Consider the following 22,662-nt stretch of genomic DNA (forward strand, 5'->3'; position numbering starts at 1 on the left):
TGATTCATTGTGTATCCACACAGGGCTCATTCATATGAACGGGCCCTATGTTTTTTGTTGATCACCGATATGGTTACCGTGAGCCGGGTAGTGGATGAATGTGGATCATGATGATACTCGATTAATTAACCATGTGATATTGCAAAAAGACAGATGATTTAGACTGGTATAGAAAACTATGGATTGAAAGACATTGCTATAAGGTGACGATACCGTTATTGGTTTGGATAGGTTCATGCTATGAATATTATGGAGTGTTATCATGAAGGAAAAATAGTGATCGCGATGACTAATCGCTTTGATATATTGAAATGGCAAAACGATTGCTTAGCAGTTCGAACGAGAAAAGTGGAGTTAGGCATCGATCGCCAAAGGAAAAGGATGAACGTGTCCTCTTTATAGAATAGAGGCCACGCTCTGTTGTTTATATCCTTTGTTCCAACTGCCGATCCGTCTCTGCCAGTACATCGCCGATTTTTCGATTTTGGATGACAAGATCGGCCCATTCGTCCAGTTCGGTCGGCTCTAGGTTGACGATGACGAGTTGGGCGCCGTTTCGTTTGGCGATGAGCGGCAACTGATTAGCGGGCGATACTTGCAAGGAAGAACCGAGCACGATGAACAGTTTGGCTTGCTCGGCGGCGCGCCATGCTTGTTCTACCGCTTCCGCCGGCAGCGCTTCGCCAAACAGAACGACGGAGGGGCGCAAAAAGCCGCCGCATGTGCAGTAAAAGGTATCATCAAGATAAGCCTCGCTTTCATCAGACTGATTACAGCGCGCACAACGGACCGTCCGAAGTGAACCGTGAAGTTCGATGACCTTTCGGCTGCCGGCCTGCTGATGAAATCCGTCGACATTTTGGGTGATGACAGTTTGAATAAGCCCACGTGCTTCCCAGTCAGCGAGAATACGATGACCAGCATGGGGTTGACATTGCCGGAGCGTGCGAATGCGGTATTGATAAAAGGAGATAAAGTCCTCTCGGTGATATTGAAGCGCATGCGTACTTGCTAAGCGCTGTGGATCCTTTTGTTGCCATAATCCTGTCTGTACGGAGCGGAAATCGGGCAATCCGCTTTCTGTTGACATTCCTGCCCCGGTCAATATGACTGTATGCTTTGAATCAAGCATTAGCTTTGCTAAAAGCATCTATTTCACCTTCTTGTGAAAACGTATTATTCGTATATGCCGTTTGTGTACATTTCTGTTAAATGATAAACGGCATCTTCCAATGAAAAAGGAACCTCTTGTTCGGTTAATTCCCACATATACATTTCGTTAGCGTAAAACCAACCTCGTGCGACCAAACTTGGCTGCAAATGTGATTTTGCTAGTCCGTTTGCCTGCGAATAGGCAACATCCTGTGCGATGCGGGTGATAAATTGTTCGCGGATTGCTTTCCATTTTTTCGCGACTAAATCGGAAATGCCGATCGCTTCTTTCATTAGCTGAAGCAGCCGCTGCTCCTGGATGGCTAATTGTAAAAAAAGGCGGACTTGATGCTCAATGAGATGGCGGGCTTCTTCTTTTGTTCGGGGAGCAAACGGGATTTCCGCTACTTCGTAAAATTTTCTCATCGTTTTTTCCATCATTTCAACAAAAATGTCATCCTTGTTTTTAAAATACACATACGCTGTTCCATAGCCCACATTTGCTTTTTGGATAATTTGCGAAATGGTGGCTTTCTGAAATCCGTTTTCTAAAAATACGTCGTAGGATGCAGCGATAATTTTTTGTCTTGTTTCCATTGCTTGAAGCTGTCTTGAAGAAAGCTTTTTCATCGCTTATCTTCCTTTCTGTATGTTGGTGATAATCTGTCATTGACATTGTGTCAACTTACCTATATATTTTAACTAAAAATATAGAAAATTCAAACACAACAAACAAGGCGGTGGGAAAATGTATTCACGAGAGGAAGCACGCCAGCTTGATCGACTAGATAAGTTGGCATCGTATCGAAAGGAATTTTATCTTCAGGAAGGCACGATCTATTTGGATGGCAATTCACTTGGCTTGCTTTCACAACGCGCGGAACGGTCATTGCTGGAAATTCTAGATTCATGGAAATCATACGGCATTGACGGGTGGACAAACGGACACCATCCATGGTTTTATTTATCAGAAGCATTGGGAGAGCGCATGGCTTATCTTGTTGGCTGCAAACCGGAGGAAGTGGTGGTTACAGGTTCCACGACGGTTAACCTTCATCAGCTTGTGGCTACATTTTATCAACCGACAGCTGCAAGAACGAAAATTTTAGCCGATGAACTGACGTTTCCATCGGATATTTATGCATTAAAGAGCCAACTTAAGCTAAAAGGATACGACCCGAAGGAGCATCTCGTGCTCGTCAAAAGCAGGGATGGAAAAACCATCGAGGAGGCCGATTTGATTGAAGCGATGACAGAGGAGATTGCTCTCATTGTGCTGCCAAGTGTTCTTTATCGCAGCGGCCAGCTTTTTGACATGAAAACGCTCACAGAAGAAGCGCATAAACGTGGAATTATGATCGGATTTGATTTATGTCATTCCGTTGGCGCCATTCCGCATCAGCTCCATGACTGGGGAGTCGACTTTGCTTTTTGGTGCAATTACAAATATTTGAACGGCGGCCCAGGATGTGTGGCGGCTCTGTATGTTCACGAAAGGCATTTTGGGAGAGAGCCTGGATTAAGCGGCTGGTTTAGCTCAAAGAAAAACAAGCAGTTTGATATGGAGCCGGATCTGACTCCTGAAGAGCATGCTGGCGCTTTTCAAATCGGCACACCGCATATTTTAAGCACTGCTCCTCTGATTGGCTCTCTTTCTCTATTTTGCGAGGTCGGGATGGAGAATATTCGCCAAAAATCATTGCGTCTCACCGAGTATATGATGGCGCTGATCGAGCGTGAATTGGCAAACTACGAATTTATGATAGGGAATCCAAGAGAAGATAAGCGCAGAGGAGGACATGTTTATTTAGAGCATCCAGAAGCGGCGAGAATTTGCCAAGCGTTGAAGGCAGAAGGGGTCATTCCTGATTTTCGTAAGCCGAATGGGATTCGTTTGGCTCCGGTCGCATTATACAACACGTATGAAGATGTTTGGCAAGCAGTTCATATTTTAAAGGAGATTATGGAGAAAGAAAAGCATAAAAAATTTCCGAACGAACGGGGAGTGGTGGCATGACAAAAAAAACCTCCTCTTCATGGATCGATATTTCACAGCCGCTTTCTCATTCGATTGCTCATTGGCCGGGGGACACACCATTTGCGTATGAGGTATCTTTTACAAAAGAACAAACGGGTTCAGTCAATATCGGAAAAATGACAACAAGCGTCCATATTGGCACACATGTCGATGCACCGTTTCATTTTGACGATCATGGTCAAAAAATAATCGATTTGGCGATCGATGTTTTTATTGGACCGGCGCGTGTGATTGATGTATCACCATTCTCCATTATTAATAGCGCTGTGCTGCAATCCTTCGATCTTTCCGGCGTTCAGCGTCTATTATTAAAAACGAATGTTCCGAACCAGCCAGAGCGGTTTCCTGAGTCGATTCCGCTGCTTGATCCAGATTTAGGCCCGTTTTTCAAAGAGAAAGGGATTGTGTTGCTTGGAGTGGATGTTCCGTCAGTCGATCCGCTTGACAGCAAAGATCTTAAGACGCACCATTCATTTGCCAAAAACGGTGTGCATATTTTAGAAAATGTAATGCTTGACCATGTCGAATGCGGCGACTATGAGCTTATCGCACTGCCGCTTCCGTTAAAGGATGCTGACGGAAGCCCGGTGCGCGCAGTTATTAAGCCGATGGCAACATAGATAAGAAGGGGGTTCTATCATGCACAGTTCATCAGAAAGAAATCAAAAGCTAGCGGCGGAAAAAGGCATTCATACGGATTTTTTAAATAAAATGACCTATGGTGATTATTTGCAGTTGAATGCGCTTCTATCAAGCCAAAAGCGTCTGTCCGATCACCATGATGAAATGTTATTTATTATCATTCACCAAGTGAGTGAATTATGGATGAAACTGATTCTTCACGAACTAAAAGCAGCGATTCAAGCCATTGAACGGAATGAAATGGATCCAGCCTTTAAAATGCTGGCGAGAGTGTCGAAAATTCAGTCGCAAATCATTCATGCCTGGGACGTACTGGCGACATTGACTCCATCCGAATATATGGAGTTTCGCGATCAATTAGGACAGGCGTCCGGCTTTCAGTCTTACCAATATCGCATGATTGAGTTCGCTCTTGGTTACAAAACGGACTATATTTTAAAAATTTACGAGAAGGATCCAGTTTTGTATGAGGAGCTAAAAGAAGCGCTATATGCTCCAAGCATCTACGATGTCGCCTTAAAGGCGCTGGCCCGCGCTGGATTTGCGATTAATCCATCCCTTTTGGACCGGGATTATTCAGAGCCGTATCAAGAAGATTCGACGGTGGAAGCCGCTTGGTTAGATGTATATAAAAAGGTGGACCAATATTGGGAATTATATCAGCTGGCTGAAAAGCTCGTTGATATTGAAGATTGGCTTCAGCAATGGCGGTTCCGGCATATGAAAACAGTGGAACGCATTATCGGGCACAAAATAGGGACAGGAGGTTCATCGGGTGTCACGTATTTAAAGAAAGTGCTTGATCATCGCTTCTTCCCTGAATTATGGAATATTCGCACAAAATTATAAGCAGGGGGAGCGATTAGAAAAGGAGTGGGGAATGTGGATTTGACGTTGATCCTATCTTTTTTAGGATTCGCCGTTTTATTGACGCTTATGCCGGGACCGGATATTTTATTTGTGATCGCTCAAAGCCTTTCACAAAATAAGAAAGCGGGAATAGCCACAGCGTTTGGTCTATGCTCAGGACTCATTGTCCATATAACAGCCGCTACGCTTGGCGTTTCGGCATTGATTTATCAATCGGCTCTAGCATTCGCTGTTGTAAAATATGCCGGTGCTGCTTATTTGCTCTATTTGGCGTGGCAGGCGTGGCGCGAAAAGCAAGAAGGCTTTCATTTAGATAACCAGCAATCTTTAGAATACAAAGCTCTATACAAAAAGGGCATTTTGATGAATTTATTAAACCCGAAGGTCTCGCTATTCTTTTTAGCGCTGTTGCCACAGTTCGTCAATAAATCGATAGGGCATGCAGCGCTGCAAATGTTCATCTTGGGGCTGATCTTTCTGATCCAAGCTCTTGTTATTTTTGTCGCTGTCAGTGTGGGGGCTGAAAAACTGCGGCATGTGTTGCTTGCCCATTCATCGATCGCCAAGCGAATCAATCGGGTCAAGGCGGTATTATTGGGGGCTATTGGAATACAAATCGCATTTAGCAAACATAATTAATATTATGTTAACTATTAAAATGGCATTTGCTTTAGAGTTTTAGAGGAAGGGGGGATCACTGCTTTTTCCTGTGTCACTGAACTCGCTCGATCGTTTATGAACGTCTTGGTTTCATTTCATTTGTGCCTGCATTCAGTTGCGTTTCTTATCCGCCAAGCGTTTTTGAAACTTCGGATGATAGCTAAAGTCAAAATGGGTTTTGGCTATCTGCTTAGGAGCATAGACGCCTATGCTCCTTTTACTTCGATATAAAAAGCGGATAAAAATTTCTTTACGTTAATCCGGCATTTCGTTGTTTTTTTACCGGCTTCCAGCTCCTTCATGCGAAGGCGAATTTGCTTGAAATCAAATAAACGCGGCGCAAAATGCTCGAAGGTAGGGTTTGTATAGTCGGTTAATCCGAGTGAGGATAAATGGGTAAAAGCTTGAAAAATCATGCGGCGAACCCGTTGCTCCATCGCTTTAATTTCTTTTTGAAGGGATGATTCCTCGTCTGAGCCGTGCAGCCGCTTGATAATTTGCCGATATAGCTCTTTTAACGGTGGCAAATCATGCATGGTCGCTCCGTTGTGTTCAGCTTCAGCAAGCCATTGCATAATGTGCAGTAAATCGGCTGCGCCCGATTCACCAGCAATTCCTAATGTTAAAAGGAGTTGTTCAATTTTTTGCTCCAAGCCCGCTTTTTCATAATAAGCCGTATGCTGCGGCGGAGAAGGATACATGTCATGTTTTTTGCTTTGCTCCAAAGTGTGCAATAAACGGCGGATCGAATTCAGGGAAGAAACGGCCGCCATATAGTCGGCTACGCGTCTGAGAACAGAAATGACCTCATATCGATTAATCGGCTTGTGGATGTACGTATCAATTCCGCAAAGATAAGCCTGCCCGATCATTTCTTTATGCTCTACTTGTGAAATCATAATAAAAGGACCGGTAAATCCTTGCGCTTTTAATTTTTTGATGGTTTGTATCCCATCTAAGCCTGGCATCAAAAGATCAATCAAAATAACATCGACGGAATAGAGCTGATCGATTGATACATGCAAGCCATCCTCCGCTTGACCTACCACTTCGCCAAGTCCGCTTTCTACAATTATTTTTTCTAGCATTTTTCGGACAACGGCATCATCTTCAATAAGAAAAAAACGAAGGGACATCACACGGCTTCCTCCTTTCACAGCAGTTGACTGCCTGGAATTCTGACTTGAAATTGTGTTCGGTTGCGTTCGTCAAATGTCAGTTGTATGTGCCCCTTAAAGCTATGAACAATTTCTTGCGCATGGGTCAATCCAATCCCGTTGGAAGGGTTGCCATTTTCATCATATTTTGTCGTAAATCCCGGCTGAAAAATCCAATCCCGATCCTCATCGGGAATTCCAGGACCTGAGTCAGTTACGCGAAACACCAGTTCATTGTGCTCGAATTGCACATGAAGAGAGATCCATCCGGAATCTGGCACCGCCTCGACGGCATTTGCGACCAAATTGTTTAGGACAGAAAGAAGGGCGTATACATGACGGGTCGGTAAATCAATGTCACATGCTTCATGAAAATAAATCGATTTGCCGAGAAGTTCTGCGTATTTTTTGTTAGTGCGAATGACCATGCGGCACAATTCTTTGATCGGCAAATTCAATTCTGCTTGTTCTTGGCTAATCAGATCAGACAATCCCGCCAAAATTCGCTGCGAGTCCTTTTTGACTTCGTGAATATGTTCAGCGATATACAGGGCGGTGCCCGGCTCGGCCTGCTTAGACTCCATCAACTGTGTATACAGCTCATAGCTTTTGTGCGTAATCTCCTCTAAATGGCTCATCGATTTTCGCAGATAGAATGCTTCTTCATAAAGGCTTGTATTAATCATGACAAGGCGTTCCAGCTCTTGTCTTCGCGCTTCCCCTAAAGCCCGCATATGCTGAATGGTTAAAATGTTATATAGTCCTATTACGCAGAAGCTTCGCAAAATTGCAAACAAAAGCAGCATAAAAACGGTTTCGTGTGCGATGGTGAAAGATTCACCAAGCAGCTGACGAACGAACAGCTCCACGATATTCGCTGTAAAATCGATCGCTGCCCCAAGCACTCCGACGTGGATAGGGTGGTCCAGATGCTGGCGGAATTTTGTCATATAGACAAGCCAAGCAAAGAAAATGTAATAAATGCCTGCGGGCAAATGAACCAGTAAGCTATCAGCCAATGGCTGCTGTTTGGTTAACCAATCAATCATTACGCGAAAGGCGGTGACAAACACCCCAACACAAAAGCCAGTCAGACATAGAGGAATCGTACGAAGCCAAATAAGTCCAAAGAAAAAAGCGACACTTCCTAAAGAAAATCGGAAAGAACTAGAAAATGGATTTACTTTCATCTCTCCAAGAAAAGCTGTAGCAGAGATGAGAAGCAATAATGTTAAAATTCGTTCACGCATCGTGTTCCCCTCTGCCTATCAGGAAATCTTCTCCTATTCTATCATATTATTATACAATAAAAGGGTATTAAGAAAATGTATGGATTTCTTATCATTATATTTTATATAAAACTAAATGGATTTTCCAATCTGTTTCATAGGATGAAGAATCGTCTTTTGGATGCTCAGCATTTCGAGTGGCAGAAAACGTTTCCGATGAGAGAAAAGTGGAGAAGCCAGCCGTATAAGTTTAAAGATTGAACGAATGATGTCTGTGAATCTATGGTTAAAGGGCATGCCTATAGCATGCCCAGTAAGTAGGCAAGCAAACCCGCTTGTTTACTTCAGCAAAAAAGCAAGGAATCCAGTACGGTTCATTGAGTTTTACTGGATGATCACCACTCCTGATTCTTCATCCTTTCTTTGTATTTATCGGTACTTATATTCAAGTTTTCGCGAAAGCAGTGATAATGAATAATTCACGACAAAATACATGATGGCGACGATCAGGAAGATCGGAATGACATAATTGACATTTCTTCCATTAATGATTTGAGCATGATTCATTAATTCAGGCAGGGCAATGACAACAGCTAGCGATGTATCCTTCAATAAAGAAATAAATTGTCCGACAATGGGCGGCACCATGCGTCTTAACGCTTGGGGAAGGACAATATGCCATAGTGTTTGCAAATACGTCAGCCCTGATGATCTCGCTGCCTCAATTTGCCCTTTTTCAATGGAATTTAATCCGCTTCTCACAATTTCTGATAGCATAGCTGATTCGAAGATAACAAGCGCCAAAATCGCGGCATAAAGCTTATCGAGCTTAAAGCCGATCTCAGGAAGAGCGAAATAAGTAAAGAAAATAATCAATAATAACGGCAAGTTGCGGATGACTTCAACTAGGATTGCGAGAATGTGGGAAACGACAGGAATCTGCCCATAACGCAATATCCCAATGATAATGCCGATCGCAAAGCTAAGCGCAATAGAAATAAAAGCTACTTCAAGCGTGACGGCAAATCCTTCAAGTAAAAATTTTAAATGAACTGGAGAATAAGCACCGATAAAGTCCATTTCTCACCCCACCTTTTTCTATTATCTTATCGACTTCTTGCTAAGCGGCGTTCGAGCGCGCCAACGCCTAAGCTAAGCGGAATAGTTAACACTAGATAAAACATGGCAACAAAAATATAGACGTCAAAAGTGACAAACGTTTCGGAGGAAATTAAATCACCAAAATACATCAGATCTAACCCCGCAATAACGCCTAGAACAGAAGAGTTTTTAACGAGATTGATAAATTGGTTGCCCATAGGCGGTATGACAATTTTAATAGCTTGAGGCAAAATCACATGCCACATGGCTTGCAAATAAGTTAATCCCGATGATCGTGCGGCTTCCATCTGTCCTTTTGGCACAGAAAGAATCCCGGCACGGATGACTTCGGCGATAAAGGCAGCTGTGTAAACGGTTAATCCCAATGTTCCGGCGGTGAAGGAGTCCAAACGAATGCCAAGAGCCGGCAACCCGACGAAAAATACAAATACAATTAAAATGAGCGGGATATTGCGAATAAATTCAACATATGCCGCTCCAATCCAATTCAATGGACGCACCGGCGCAATGCGAAAGATAGCCATCACCGTTCCAATAAGTAAACTGCCGATTAGGGCAAGAACACTGGATTTTATCGTATGAAGAAAACCTTGCATATATAGATCCCAATGTTCGATTAAAATTGAATAATCAGGCATGATTGCACCTCCTCGTTATGCTTGATACAAGGTTGTTTTTGATATACGAATAGATGGCAAGCTAGGCTTTTGTCGCACAACTTGCGTGGCAGAAGGAGAGTTTGTGGCTTACCTCTGGTTGTTGTCTTCATTCGCTCCGTTTCCAAATGGTCTTTCTATAGAATAGCAGATGAGCGGAATATGCCCGCTCATCCGTTCAAATGGCTATTATTGCTTTGGCTTTTCTCCAATCCATTTTTCATAGATTTTATCGTATTCGCCATTCTCCTTAATTTCGCGCAAATATTCGTTAATGAGATCGACAAACTCTTTGTCTCCTTTGCGCACAGCAATTCCGTAAGGCTCTTCAGAAAATGTCTCATCCACAACCCGGAAATTCGGATCCTGTTTCGCCATGCCAAAAAGCAATGCATTATCGGTTGTGAGGGCATCGCCTTGTCCAGCTTTTAATGCTGTAAAGGCTTCCGCATAATTTTCAAACTCCAAGACGGTTGCTTCTGGAGCCTTGGCGCGAATATTTTGCGCAGAAGTGGACCCTTTTGCGGTTAAAACGGTAACTCCTTTTTTGATATCTTTTATTCCATTAATCTTACTGTTCTTTTTGACAAGCAAGGATTGTCCAGCCATAAAATAAACATCAGAAAAATCGACTTCCTTTTTCCGGTCTTCTGTAATCGTCATCGTAGCGATGATGGCATCAATTTCACCATTATTTAGCATCGGAATTCGCGTTTTCGATGTTACTTCTTTTAATTCAATTTTATTTTCATCACCGAGAATTTTTTTGGCGAGACCCTTGGCGATGTCAATATCAAAACCCTCTACTTCACCAGTTTCCGGATTTTTTAACCCAAAAAGATTCAAATCATATTTTACTCCGACGACGAGCTTTCCTCTTTCTTTAATCTTGTCTAAGGTGCTTTGAGCTGATTCTGTTTGCTTCGATCCGTCTCCTTTGCTGTCTGTGGATGCTGTTTCACTGCTGTTGCAGCCGGCTAAAGCGAATAAACAGAGTATGGCTGCCAATACAAGTCCGATTCCTTTTTTCCACATTCTTTTGGCTTTCATAAAAATTCCCCCTATTTGTTGTCTAATGACTAAGAATACGGCTCAGAAACAAGCGAGCTCGCTCCTCGCGCGGGTGGGCAAAAAATTCTCCCGGCGAGGCTTCTTCGAGAATTTGCCCTTTGTCCATAAAGACAATTCGGTCTGCCACTTCACGAGCAAACCCCATCTCGTGCGTAACAACGACCATGGTCATTCCTTCTGTAGCCAATGTTTTCATTACATCTAGCACTTCGCCAATGGTTTCGGGATCCAGCGCTGATGTCGGTTCGTCAAACAGCATAATTTTCGGCTTCATGGCGAGGCCCCTGGCAATGGCGACCCGCTGCTGCTGACCGCCGGATAATTCAGCGGGATAAGCGTTTGCTTTATCTGGAATCCCCACTTTTTCGAGATAATACATAGCTGTTTCTTTTGCTTCTTTTTCTGAAACGCCTAAAACTTTAATAGGTGCGAGCGTAATATTTTGCAATACAGTTTTATGCGGGTATAAGTTAAAATGTTGGAAGACCATGCCGATATTGCGGCGAAGCTTATTAATGTCGACATTCTTGTCATTCACCTTCACACCGTCGACGATTAATTCGCCGCTTGTGATCGTTTCAAGACGATTAATGCAGCGGACTAAGGTGCTTTTTCCTGAGCCAGATGGACCGATAATGACGACAACTTCTCCTTGTTCAATGGAAAGATTGATATCTTTTAGAACGTGGAAGCTGCCGTAATGTTTGTTCACTTGACGAAAATGAATCAATGATTTCCCCCCTTTAAAACGATTTTGAAAAATTTATTTTTTTCTGAATAAACTATAAAGAACAATCTACTGAAATCTACAAAAAACAACGAGAAAAAATAATTTTATTGTTTCGCGATGAAAATTTTTTGGTATTATTAGAGTAGATGAAAATGATAATTTTTATCATTGTGGAGGTTTGGAAGGCAGAAATGAAGAAGATCTGTTTTTGTAAGAAAAATAAGTTTGAATCAAAACAGCTTTATGTGTTTTTAAAAGATACCTATAAAAACATTAAAATTAAGCGCAAAGACTGTTTAGGGAAATGCAAGACATGCAAACACTGTCCATTTGCATTAATTGATAAAGAAATGGTAAGATGCAGCACGGTGGATGAATTGTACGGCGAAGTTCAGCAGCGCCTGATTCAAGATTGGCGGAAAATTCGTGCAAAATCCGCGCAATGATCGATTGGCTATTTCATTTAAAAGCTGACGGCAGTGGCGCGATAAAAAGGGTAGAGAGAAAGGATGGAAAAAAGCGTCATATTTATATGGCGTTGTATCGAGGATGAATCGCTGATGGAAACCAGGACCAATGTATTGGTTCTTTTTTTATGATTGGACTTGGTGGGCGATGCAATCGATCCATCGATTATCCTTAGGCGATAATCGATAGGAGAAAGGTATAAAAACTCATGGTCAGAACACAAGTCTGTACATGTGCCTTTCGACCGGAGAAAATGGGGCATGCCCTTGCTCATATCAAATATCGATGAATCACAAGTTTTATCTATCAGAGCTTTGCTGTCTGGCTAACGAGTTCCGTAGAGATGAAAAGTCTTTTTATTTGATTTTGCAAAAACATTAGCAAAAAGGATTCCTGTGAAGGTTTTTATTTAATAAAATCATGTGAATTCAGTAGGAAAAACGTCAGCAAGCCTGGGAGTAGATGGAGTTTAGATCATGCAAAGACGGGGGATTTGTTTTTAGTATATTCCTGTCATCGAACGGTTATTTTGACAGGTATCACAACGGTTAAGAAGCAAATTGGTTAATCAAATAACGTATAGAAAAACCTCCCGCCTCTTTCATAAAAGGCAGGAGAGATTTTGCGCGGAATAAGAGGGGTTGCTAAGACGGTTGGTTATTTGTCGGCGTCGTGCTCGTTTGGTTTTGCGTAAGCTCCTGTGAAAGCTCCACCGTTGCTAAGCTCGGCTGTTTCATTTCTCGATTTCGGTTCATTAAGCTGTTCATTTTATTCATCGCTTGTTGAAGTGGCTGTTTGAGGGAAAATGCAGAGATTCGAGCTTTTCTCCTATTCAAAACAGCCGTTAACGCCATTCCTAAACCGAAGCTAAGAATGCTCCAAGTTGCTGTGCGGTGATTGTTTCGCCGCCCCATCAGACGTAATGCTTGCTTCCACATCATGCGATTACGTCCGAAATTGAATAGACGTAACAGGTTCATTTTGTTTACACTCCTCTTTCATCAATATATACAAACGGTTAAATGAATCGGTTTAAACAGTTATTAATGTGTACGAATCAAGAGAAATCATGTATGGAAAAGAATAGTGGATCATCAGTGAGACAGAAAGGCTCATCGAGTGAAAATGGATAGTGAAAAAATAAAAAATATTCAAAAAGATATTCGGTTGTTTTTTGAATCAATGTTATAATTTTGTTATAAAATATAACATCGAAGGGGAGATTGTATGTTTTTATTAAAGCGGCGTTTGAAAGAAAACGATTTGTTACATCATTCCAGTGAAACGGATGATCGACATGTCATGGGACAGATCCAAGTAGCAGCTGATCAGTTAAAAGGAATTATTGAACAAATGAAGCTGGCTGCCCATTCTCTCGGTGAAACATCTTCGTCAAGCAAGGAAAGCACGGTTGGATTAACGGCGCACCTTGAAAAAACAGTGAATGATGTGTTAAGTGTGGCGGGAAAAATAAAAAAAATCGAAACGGCGGCTGTGCAAATTTCTGCTGTTTCCCAAGAAATTCATTCGAGCAGCCAATTGTTTTATGAAGAGCTGGCTCATTCATGGGAGTCGCTCAAAAAATTACAGGAAGAAATGGCGGAACTTCGGAGCAGTCACCAAATGCTGCTGCGGCAAATGGATAGCCTTGTCACTCGATCGCAGGAAATCAATCAAATTCTTGCGACGATTGGTGCTATTTCACAAAGAACGAGCATTTTGGCATTAAACGCCAACATTGAGTCGGCGCGAGCAGGAGAGCATGGGAAAGGGTTTTCGGTAGTAGCCAATGAAGTCGGAAATTTAGCTGGACAAACATCAAAAGCGGTTGAACAAACGCGTGAAATTTTATCATTGGTCCAAAAAGAAATTGCCTTGTCGACAGACATGGTGAAGAAGGAGACGGAACAAATTGAACATGGCACAAAAGAAATGACGGATGTGCTTTACATTCTTGATGCATTTAAGGGGAAGCTAAGCGGAATTACAGGCATGGTATCGGATTCGACACAAGCGGTAGAGGCACAAACGGAAAGCATTCAAGAAATCGCGTTATTGCTTGATGAAATCTCCAATATGTCGGTAGCAAATAAAGAATATGCTCAGACAGTAGCAAAGGATATGGATCATCAGCACCAAAATGTCCAGCAAATCATGCGAATCAATGAAGCTTTAGAGCAAACCTCCAATGAATTACAAGGCATGATGAAAAAAGATCATGCGATAACGATTGCTTCTCTTGATGAACAAATGATCGAAGAAGCGAAAAAGCGGCTGTTTACGTTTTTGCAGGCGTGCCCATTATATAAACTGGACGAGCGGCAGCACCAAAAATATTTGAACGAATTTTTGCGCTCTCATTCTAATATTGAAGCGGTCTGGTCGAATCGTTTAGACGGGACCTTCGTTTATTCCAGTCCTCCCGCGGGACTTGTCAACGCGAAGGCACGTCCTTGGTTTATCGAGGCAAGCAAAGGAAACACGTTTATTTCAGACGTTTATATTTCAGCGTTAACGAAGAAGCCGTGCCTGACGATTTCTGCGCCTATTTTGCATCAGCAGCAAATTGTCGGTGTAGTAGGTGTGGATTTATCAGTGTCGGTCATATAGGAAAAAGCCCCGTTATTCGAAGCGAGGGTTCGGGTAATCGGGGCTTTGGCTGCCAGATGGCGGAGCACACCGATATCTTTCGGTAGCACCGATTTGGCTTCTCTACAGATCATAGGCCACTTTCTCCACCTGTTCAGCAGATGCAGCGACATCGGCGATGGCTTGGCTCATTTCTGACACAACATGAACGTATTGCTTCATTTCGTGATCAATGCGTTGATTTTGTTCGCGAATTTGCTTTAAGGACAAGCCGAACTCATTGAAAAATTGATTGATTTTCTCCATATCATCTGTACCTTCCGCAATTAATGAAGCCATGGCATCCAATGATTGCGAGATCGTATGAACCTTTGAGTTGAGCTCGTTTAAAATGTCCGCTACACTCGAAACCGACTGTTTCGTTTGCGAGGCAAGGTTGCGAACTTCGTTGGCAACGACCGCAAACCCTTTTCCGTGCTCTCCAGCCCGGGCAGCCTCGATCGAAGCGTTAAGCGAGAGCATATTGGTTTGGTCGGCGATGGCCGTGACAAGGCTGTTGATATTTTCGATCTTCGCAGCTGATTGTTGGAGGCTATGTACTTCCGTCTGAATTTTTTTCATCATCTGTTGAAAATTACGAATCGTTGATTGCTGGCGCTGTAGTTTTTCTTGGCCTTTGACCGATTGTTGTTCGCTCGTATCCGCAATTTGAACGGCTTCTTTAGCAAAGTGCAAAATATCCTTGGCTTGAGTTGTTAATCCATTAGCCGAGGAGCTGACTTCGCTTGATACAGTGGAAAGCTCTTGAACCATCGCTTTAAGCTGTTCTTTCATTTCATTTTTTATTTGCTCCATTTGCATCCGGTTTCTTTCGTTTGCTTTTTCATATTCCTCTAACACAATTTGCTGTTCAAGGCTTAGTACTTTGGTCATCGATTTAGTGGCCTCCATTAGCGCATGCGGCTCAGAAATATGAGGAAAAATGACGTCTAATAGAGCCAACAGCAATTGCTGAAAGGCGCACATATACCATTTTGGGAGAAGCTGGATGCGCAAATGGGCGATCGCAATGCGCCTGCGTTTCGCGATGAACTCATCATCAATTCTTCCGCTGAACATTTCAATGACATGGACCTTTAACGTTTGTTTTAATTGTTCAACAGAGCTGTGCTGTTGAATAATAGCGAGCAGTGAAGGCTCTGTTTGAAGCACATCATAGAAGCGGGTGACAATGGTATCGATTTTTTCTTCAATAAACGGCTTTAACGCTTGAAGTATGGCCAGATCCCGTTCGGTTAGCTCAATCATTTCGATTTGCTTGTTAATGGAAGGATTCTGAAGACGGATCAGTCTAGTTGGAACGTTTGGATTGATATGGATTGTGCTGGCGGGCTGCTCCTTTTTTCTCATAAAAATTGAAAAACTCATGTGTGCTCGCTCCCTTTGTAACTATAATAAATGTAAAAATAGTATAAATATGCTATAAAACATGATTCGAAAGGAATAAGCAAACCGGACTTCCTGACGGTGAATTCAATGATTGGTGAATGGATGTTTGAGAAGTAAACGTTTACTTATTTCGATTGTAATTGTACAACACCTATTGAAAATAGTGAATAAAAAGATGAAAGAGAAAATGTGAGGTTAAAAATTGCCTATATCTTTAGAAGTGGAGAATCATCAACAGCAGGACTTTTCCGTCAAAAGACGAATAAAGATAATGGTGGTTGTGTTAGCATGTTATGGCTATTGAGGAGAACGGAAAGGGTGGGAGTACGATGAAAACGACTTTTGAAAAAAAGAAGCTATATATTGATGGAGAGTGGGTGGAAGCAAGAGCGTATACGACATTGCGGTCTCCTTATTCTGGCGAGGCGCTTGCCGAAATTCCAGCTGCGACGGAGGAGGAGGTTCGTTTAGCGATTGCGGCTGCATATGAAGCGCGGGGAAAAATGAAGCCAATGCCAGCTTACCAACGAGCGGCTATTTTAGAAAAGGTGGCGTCACTTTTACAGGAGCGTTCAGAGGAGGCGGCGCGAATCATCGCCACAGAAGCTGCGAAGCCGCTGACAACGGCAAAAGCGGAAGTGGCCCGCACCATTCAAACCTATAAATTTGCTGCGGAGGAAGCGAAGCGTATTCATGGTGAAACCATTCCGTTAGATGCGGCGCCGGGTGGGGAAAACCGAATCGCATTTACGACGAGAGAACCGATTGGAGTCATCGGGGCGATCACTCCTTTTAACTTCCCAATGAATCTTGTTGCGCACAAGCTCGGACCGGCCTTTGCCTCCGGAAATACGGTCGTATTAAAGCCGGCAAGCCAAACTCCGCTTTCGTCCTATTTGATTGCTGAGCTGTTTGAAGCTGCGGGACTGCCAAAAGGAGCGCTCAATGTAGTAACGGGAAGCGGCCGAACTGTAGGCGATCAGATCGTCACGGATCCGCGCGTCAGTATGGTGACATTTACGGGAAGCCCAGAGGTAGGGATTGGCATTCGCAATAAAGCCGGGCTTAAGCGTGTGACGCTGGAGCTTGGATCGAATTCGGCCGTCATTGTCGATGAGCAAACAGACATCGACCGGATGATCCCGCGCTGTGTCTTTGGGGCTTTCTCTTTCCAAGGACAAGTGTGTATTTCCCTTCAGCGCATCTATGTTCATGAAAAACGATATGACGAATTTGTAGAAAAATTTATTGCAGCTGCTCAGCAGTTAAAAATCGGCGATCCGCTTGATGCTAGTACAGATGTCTCAGCACTGATTACACCTCAAGATGTCGAGCGGTCATTGCAGTGGATTGAAGAAGCGAAACAAAGCGGTGCGACAGTAGCAATCGGCGGAGAGCGGCAAGGAAACATTTTGCTGCCGACGGTCATTTTAAATGCAGCGCCTACGTTGAAAGTATCGTGCTATGAAGTGTTTGCTCCGATTGTTTTGATTAATAAAGTTTCATCTATTGATGAAGCGATTGAATTGGTCAATGATTCACGTTACGGTTTGCAAGCCGGCATCTATACAGATAATGTCCATGTCGCGTGGAAAGCAGCAGAAAAGCTGCATGTCGGCGGAGTGCTTGTCAATGATATTCCGACGTTCCGGGTGGATCATATGCCATATGGAGGCGTCAAGGAAAGCGGATTTGGCCGTGAAGGCATCCGCTATGCAATCGAAGAAATGACAGAGTTAAAACTTGTGATTTTCAATCGCAATCAGTAAGGAGCAACCGTGCCGTTTCTTTTAGACGGCACAGTTTTTTTGCTTAAAAAGCGGTAGGACAGCTTGCTTGATAGCAGGTTTGAATGAATGCTTGTATTGGCTCCCATATTATAAACATGGGAAAAAAGCAGCGAAGCTCGATCGATTTTGGCGGCTCTGAACATGATCAGCCGTGTCTGCGGCGAAAAGGGGACAATGGATCCATCCGGGAAGCTCCCTGCATGATTGGGCACGAAATGTCGGGCGGCGTTCCTTCATTCCTGTTATTCTATGGGCAAGGAGGTCATCAAGATGGATTTGCTTAAGAATATGAACGAAGCGATGAAGTACATTGAAGCCAATTTGACGGCAGAAATTGATTTTAAAGAAGCAGCAAAGCTGGCACTTTGCTCAGAATACCATTTCAAAAGGATGTTTTCTTTTCTTTCGGGGATTCCGTTATCCGAATATATCCGGCGCCGACGTCTGACGCTTGCCGCTTTGGAGCTCAAGGAGAGCAAGGCAAAGATTATTGATATAGCCCTGAAATATGGATACAGCTCCCCGGATTCATTTGCCCGAGCATTTCAAGGGCTGCATGGGATCACACCATCGGAAGCTAGGAATGGCGGCTGTTCATTGAAAGCTTATCCGTCCATGACCTTCCAGTTATCTGTAAGAGGAGGAAATGAAATGAACTATCGCATTGAAGAAAAAGGACCGTTTCGCATCGTTGGCATCATGAGACGAGTTCCGCTGATTTTTCATGGAGTCAATCCGGAGATTGCCTCCATGTGGAAAAGCTTAGATGATGACACAATCAATGAGTTGAAGCGGCTTTCAAATGTGGAACCTTTAGGGCTGCTTAGCGCCTCTGTGAACTTTTCTGAGGGAAGAATGGAAGAGAAGGGAGAATTGGACCATTATATTGGCGTGGCGACAACGAAAGAATGCCCAGATCATCTAACGAAGCTTGAGGTTTCTGCCTCGACATGGGCTGTATTTGAAGTAGTGGGACCCTTTCCCCAAGCATTGCAAGAAGGATGGGGACGTATTTATTCTGAATGGTTTCCTTCAACCCATTATGAAGCGGCTGAGGGGCCGGAAATTTTGTGGAATGAGAATAAAAATATCCACTCGCCCACTTTCAAGAGCGAAATATGGATTCCCATCTCAAAAAAATCCATATAATTGAAGTGAGGGAATAAACGGTGATAAATTTTCATGAGGAAAATTTATCACCGTTGAATGTGTCAGCTTTCTTTATTGATGAGCGAAAGTATTTCCAGAGCTTTGAGGTTAACGTTGGGAGTTTAATCAGGCGTCTGCCGGAACAACGTCCTCATCAATACGGTGGAAAAGCAACGCATTCGAACCTTTACCACTCGTTTTCATGATGAAGGAAAATCCACAAATTTCTCTTTATTTCGTCGCCTGGGCCATCGGTAAGTTGTATGTAAAAAATGAGCTGTCCTAAACAGCTCATTTTTTTGATTCGGAATATGTTTGCTTGAGAGATGGCTCCCTCCAAATCAAAAGGATTCTTCACGTTTCTTCCTAAAGCTACATCGTAAACGATTTGAAATTCAATAGTTAACTATTATCTATTCATGGTACAATAAAATTGTACGAACAAAAAATATGTAGATTTTATGTTTTATAAGGAGACGGAAATGGACGAATTTTCTATTTTGTTTATTGATACGTACAAATTAAAGCGAATGCGAAACCATATTTTTGCTTTGGATTTATTTAGCGCCTGATCGCTACATTTATAAAAGCCTGTGACCATATAAATATACCGAAAGTTTCCTAATCTATACATATATTTTTGGAATTTCAACTATAAAGCGTTTCAAACGGTTCTTTTGCCTTATTGAAACGCCTTACTTATCTGGATTTTTCAATTTGAACGATATGAGGAGGGATTCCAGAGATCAGAATTAAAAGCTCACGTGAAAAGGGGGGATTGATCACGCTGAGGGACAAGTGTTCATGCATCAATCTAGATCTGTATAGTTGCATTTGATGCTCGACTAGCATCACGGGTAATGAGAAGGTTAGACTTCTAGCCGATTCGAATCGGCAGAATCTTTTTTTCGACTGTTGGATTTTCAAAGTGGATTTTTTCTATCTTTTAGACCCTGATCCAATTTTAGAAAAAGGGTGGAACGAATCAAGTTGTATCATGTTTTAACATCCTATGGTGACAATAGACAGGGGGATTGCCATGAAAAAATTGTTATTGGTTTATGTTTTTTTAATCGGTGTCTTTCTCATTTATGTATATAACTATCATTTGCAAGCTTCCCGTATTCGGACTGTTAATCAAGAAGAGCAAACTTTACAAGGAAAAATCGAGGAGACGTATGTAATGGTCACTTTTTTATCTGGAATTGACTATTGGAAAAATTGTTTAAAGGGATTTGAGGATGCGGCTCAAGCACTCAATGTTTCAGTAGAGTATCGGGGGGCGACACAATATGACGTAAATGAACAGGTGACGGTGCTTGAGCAAGTAATTGCCAAAAAACCAGCTGGCATTGCGATTTCTGCAATAGATCCAAATAAACTGACTGGAACGATTAATAAAGCTGTGGAACAGGGAATTCCAGTTGTATTATTCGATTCCGATGCTCTTTCTAGTAAAGCGTTTTCATTCCTAGGAACGAATAATTATAATGCCGGAGTGACAGCGGCGCATAAAATGGCAGAGCTGTTAGGAAAAAAAGGGAAAGTAGCGGTTATTACGCTTCCCAATCAGTTAAATCACCAACAAAGGACAAAAGGGTTTATTGAAACGATTGATAAAGAATATCCGGAAATGGAAGTCGTAACAGTAAAGGATGGGAAAGGAGATGCCCTTGCCTCGAAGCAAGCCGCTCTAGAGCTGTTAAAACAATATCCAGAGCTATCAGGTATTTTTGTTACCGAGGCCAATGGAGGAGTCGGAGTGGGTGAAGCCGTTGCATCGTTTGCAACAGCGAAGAAAGTAAAAATTATTAGCTTTGATACCGATAAACGAACATTGGATATGGTGAAACAAGGAATGATAGAAGCCACATTGGCTCAAGGAACATGGAATATGGGATATTGGTCATTGCAATTTTTATTTCACCTTCACCATCGCTTAACTCCTTCTTTGCCATCTGGCTATCCTTTATTGCCTGCGTATATGGACACTGGAATTACAGTTGTAACGAAAGAAAACGTGGATAGCTTTTATGCGAAATAAGGGAAAGAATGCGGATGCTAGAAATGAGGGATCAGGATTGAAGCAAATGAAATATTTTCAGATTAATAATGTACCTATTCGCTATAAGCTGATTTTCCTTTTTTTATTCATTATCATTTTTCCCTCCATCGGACTTGGGAGCGTAACAGGTTGGACAGTTGATCGGATTATTGATCGGCAAATTAATCAAAATACACTTCAAGTGATTAACCAAGTGAATCGAACGCTCGAGTTTTACTTGAATAATATGCAAAATATTACCTATTTAACAGCATTTAATCCAGAAATAAAAAAGTTTTTAGAAGGAAACGAGAGGATGCAAGGAATTGGTGAAACGAGCGATGAATATCGAATTCATCAATTTCTGCGCGGATTAACAACATTGTATCCTGAAGTTGCGGGTATTCTTGTTGCTAATCATAAAGGAGAGTATATCAGCAACGAAATGTATACCCGTTCAGCTAAGCCGCTCACAGAGGAAGGATGGTATCAGGAGGCTGTACAAAATAAAGGCATTTTTAAAATTATTGGCCACCCGGAGAAACGTAATGTAACAACACACACGAATTATAAACGAGAGGAAGTGGTGTCAGTTGTTAGAGCCGTTTTAAATCCAGAAACTCAGCAGGTAGAAGGAGTGATTTTAATCGACCTAAAGCTGCGTGTTATTGCGGAAGCCGTGAAAAGTGTTCGTTTAGGAAAATCAGGATACTTAATGGTTATCGATCATCGCGGCGAAAATATTTATTCACCTGCCCATCCGCTTATCGCGAATATCCCGGCTCAATGGCTTGGCAATCGGGATTCCGGAACATTTAGCAAGAAGGTAGATGGACAATATTTGCAATTTATTTATCAGCGTTCACCGTTTACAAGCTGGACAACGATTGGGGTCTTCTCCAATCAAGAATCAGCGTTAGAAATCATGGAAATCCGTTTTTATGTCACTTGTTTTGTATTTTTGGTCTGTCTTATTGGTATCGGCGCTTCTTACTATTTGGCTCATTCGCTATCACGACCGATCAGACAATTGATCTCATTTATGAAAAAAGTAGAGGGAGGCGATTTAACGAGCCGCTATCACAGTGTTCGTGCAGATGAAATCGGTATGTTAGGAAGAAGTTTTAATCGAATGCTCGATCAAATCCAAAAATTCATTTCTCTTGTAGAGTGGAAGGAACGACAAAGATGGGAAGCGGAGCTTCGGAGCTTGCAGGCGCATATTAAACCTCATTTTCTTTACAATACGTTAGATACGATTCATTGGCTGGCTAGAAAAAGAGGAGCGGAGGATGTAGCCCAAGTAGTGGAAGCGTTGTCAAAGCTATTTCGCATCGGATTAAGCAAAGGAAGGGATATCATTTCATTTGCGGAAGAAATGGAACATATTCAAAGCTATTTAAGCATTCAAAAAACGAGATATCGAGACAAGTTGAACTATACATTTGACATCGCTTCTAACGTTCAAGATTTATATATTTTAAAGCTTGTCTTGCAGCCGATAGTAGAAAATGCGATTTATCACGGTATCAAGCAGCGGAGAGGACCTGGCCATATTTTGATTCAAGCTGAGGAACAGGATGGAAAGCTGATCATTCGCATTCATGATGATGGTGTCGGAATGTCAAAAGAATTATTGTCATCTTTGCGTGAAGACTTAACGGTTGATTTTACGGCTCGTGACAAAGAAAAGGAGATAGGAAAGGTGCAGGGATATGGAATGTTGAATGTGCAAGCGCGAATGCAATTAACCTTTGGGAGTACTTACGGTTTATGGATCGACAGTGAAGAAGGAAAAGGAACGACCGTGACGATGATCCATCCAATTGTTAGACAAGCGATGTAG

20 protein-coding genes are annotated in these 22,662 nt (G+C 42.4%); 10 read left to right on the forward strand and 10 right to left on the reverse strand.

All coding sequences use genetic code 11. The features are described 5' to 3' along the window. Positions 1 to 424: 424 nt before the first annotated feature. Both GRQ40_RS07855 and GRQ40_RS07860 read right to left on the reverse strand, forming a co-directional pair. On the reverse strand, positions 425 to 1,150 hold the full coding sequence (locus GRQ40_RS07855) for an NAD-dependent deacylase (protein ID WP_159719686.1): 726 nt from the start codon (positions 1,148 to 1,150) through the stop codon (positions 425 to 427). Positions 1,151 to 1,176: 26 nt separating this feature from the next. Then, positions 1,177 to 1,782 (reverse strand): TetR/AcrR family transcriptional regulator, encoded by a 606-nt coding sequence (locus tag GRQ40_RS07860; RefSeq protein ID WP_159719687.1) that lies wholly within the window; start codon positions 1,780 to 1,782, stop codon positions 1,177 to 1,179. Positions 1,783 to 1,900: 118 nt separating this feature from the next. Between GRQ40_RS07860 and kynU the strand changes: the two genes are divergently transcribed. The 4 genes from kynU to GRQ40_RS07880 are packed head-to-tail and all read left to right on the forward strand — an operon-like array spanning position 1,901 to position 5,341. Further along, the gene (kynU, locus tag GRQ40_RS07865; RefSeq protein WP_066147558.1) at positions 1,901 to 3,169 is read left to right on the forward strand and encodes a kynureninase; all 1,269 of its coding nucleotides are present in this window, start codon (positions 1,901 to 1,903) and stop codon (positions 3,167 to 3,169) included. Continuing rightward, positions 3,166 to 3,810, forward strand: a complete 645-nt coding sequence (gene kynB, locus GRQ40_RS07870; RefSeq protein ID WP_044745436.1) for an arylformamidase — start codon at positions 3,166 to 3,168, stop codon at positions 3,808 to 3,810. Before kynU ends, kynB begins: the two co-directional genes overlap by 4 nt. A 19-nt stretch (positions 3,811 to 3,829) precedes the next feature. After that, the gene (gene kynA / locus GRQ40_RS07875; protein WP_066147562.1) at positions 3,830 to 4,681 is read left to right on the forward strand and encodes a tryptophan 2,3-dioxygenase; all 852 of its coding nucleotides are present in this window, start codon (positions 3,830 to 3,832) and stop codon (positions 4,679 to 4,681) included. Between the two features lie 33 nt (positions 4,682 to 4,714). Further along, complete coding sequence (locus GRQ40_RS07880) at positions 4,715 to 5,341, forward strand: LysE family translocator (RefSeq protein WP_159719688.1); 627 nt, start codon at positions 4,715 to 4,717, stop codon at positions 5,339 to 5,341. Between the two features lie 227 nt (positions 5,342 to 5,568). Here the strand turns inward: GRQ40_RS07880 and GRQ40_RS07885 are convergent, their stop codons facing one another. From GRQ40_RS07885 to GRQ40_RS07910, 6 genes are all read right to left on the reverse strand, one after another. Further along, positions 5,569 to 6,498: a response regulator gene (locus tag GRQ40_RS07885; protein WP_159719689.1), complete on the reverse strand. Its 930-nt coding sequence runs from the start codon at positions 6,496 to 6,498 to the stop codon at positions 5,569 to 5,571. Positions 6,499 to 6,515: 17 nt separating this feature from the next. Continuing rightward, positions 6,516 to 7,769: a sensor histidine kinase gene (locus GRQ40_RS07890; RefSeq protein ID WP_159719690.1), complete on the reverse strand. Its 1,254-nt coding sequence runs from the start codon at positions 7,767 to 7,769 to the stop codon at positions 6,516 to 6,518. Positions 7,770 to 8,177: 408 nt separating this feature from the next. After that, entirely contained in the window at positions 8,178 to 8,828 is a 651-nt protein-coding gene (locus GRQ40_RS07895) for an amino acid ABC transporter permease (RefSeq protein ID WP_159719691.1), read from the reverse strand. 26 nt (positions 8,829 to 8,854) lie between these two features. Then, positions 8,855 to 9,508, reverse strand: coding sequence for an amino acid ABC transporter permease (locus GRQ40_RS07900; protein WP_066147573.1), 654 nt, complete (start codon positions 9,506 to 9,508; stop codon positions 8,855 to 8,857). A gap of 207 nt (positions 9,509 to 9,715) precedes the next feature. Then, the gene (locus tag GRQ40_RS07905; RefSeq protein ID WP_066147575.1) at positions 9,716 to 10,576 is read right to left on the reverse strand and encodes a glutamate ABC transporter substrate-binding protein; all 861 of its coding nucleotides are present in this window, start codon (positions 10,574 to 10,576) and stop codon (positions 9,716 to 9,718) included. Positions 10,577 to 10,598: 22 nt separating this feature from the next. After that, positions 10,599 to 11,327, reverse strand: coding sequence for an amino acid ABC transporter ATP-binding protein (locus GRQ40_RS07910; RefSeq protein ID WP_044745428.1), 729 nt, complete (start codon positions 11,325 to 11,327; stop codon positions 10,599 to 10,601). Between the two features lie 191 nt (positions 11,328 to 11,518). Between GRQ40_RS07910 and GRQ40_RS07915 the strand changes: the two genes are divergently transcribed. After that, positions 11,519 to 11,773: a DUF1450 domain-containing protein gene (locus GRQ40_RS07915; RefSeq protein ID WP_159719692.1), complete on the forward strand. Its 255-nt coding sequence runs from the start codon at positions 11,519 to 11,521 to the stop codon at positions 11,771 to 11,773. A gap of 666 nt (positions 11,774 to 12,439) precedes the next feature. Here the strand turns inward: GRQ40_RS07915 and GRQ40_RS07920 are convergent. Beyond that, positions 12,440 to 12,775, reverse strand: a complete 336-nt coding sequence (locus tag GRQ40_RS07920) for a hypothetical protein (RefSeq protein WP_159719693.1) — start codon at positions 12,773 to 12,775, stop codon at positions 12,440 to 12,442. A gap of 247 nt (positions 12,776 to 13,022) precedes the next feature. On the opposite strand from GRQ40_RS07920, the gene GRQ40_RS07925 reads away from it, so the two are divergent. Further along, entirely contained in the window at positions 13,023 to 14,405 is a 1,383-nt protein-coding gene (locus tag GRQ40_RS07925) for a methyl-accepting chemotaxis protein (protein WP_159719694.1), read from the forward strand. Positions 14,406 to 14,507: 102 nt separating this feature from the next. On the opposite strand, the gene GRQ40_RS07930 is transcribed toward GRQ40_RS07925, so the two are convergent. Continuing rightward, the gene (locus GRQ40_RS07930) at positions 14,508 to 15,812 is read right to left on the reverse strand and encodes a globin-coupled sensor protein (protein ID WP_159719695.1); all 1,305 of its coding nucleotides are present in this window, start codon (positions 15,810 to 15,812) and stop codon (positions 14,508 to 14,510) included. A 350-nt stretch (positions 15,813 to 16,162) separates the two neighbouring features. Between GRQ40_RS07930 and GRQ40_RS07935 the strand changes: the two genes are divergently transcribed. The 4 genes from GRQ40_RS07935 to GRQ40_RS07950 all read left to right on the forward strand — a co-directional run bounded on the left by GRQ40_RS07935 (position 16,163) and on the right by GRQ40_RS07950 (position 22,662). Continuing rightward, positions 16,163 to 17,602: an aldehyde dehydrogenase family protein gene (locus tag GRQ40_RS07935; protein WP_159719696.1), complete on the forward strand. Its 1,440-nt coding sequence runs from the start codon at positions 16,163 to 16,165 to the stop codon at positions 17,600 to 17,602. Between the two features lie 291 nt (positions 17,603 to 17,893). Further along, positions 17,894 to 18,772, forward strand: a complete 879-nt coding sequence (locus GRQ40_RS07940) for an AraC family transcriptional regulator (RefSeq protein WP_044745422.1) — start codon at positions 17,894 to 17,896, stop codon at positions 18,770 to 18,772. Between the two features lie 1,039 nt (positions 18,773 to 19,811). Beyond that, positions 19,812 to 20,816, forward strand: coding sequence for a substrate-binding domain-containing protein (locus tag GRQ40_RS07945; RefSeq protein WP_044745421.1), 1,005 nt, complete (start codon positions 19,812 to 19,814; stop codon positions 20,814 to 20,816). 46 nt (positions 20,817 to 20,862) lie between these two features. Next, a complete protein-coding gene (locus tag GRQ40_RS07950) occupies positions 20,863 to 22,662 on the forward strand; it encodes a cache domain-containing sensor histidine kinase (RefSeq protein WP_159720807.1) in 1,800 nt (599 codons plus the stop codon).

The sequence above is a fragment of the Anoxybacillus sp. PDR2 genome, from assembly GCF_009834045.1.
GTDB lineage: Bacteria > Bacillota > Bacilli > Bacillales > Anoxybacillaceae > Anoxybacteroides > Anoxybacteroides rupiense.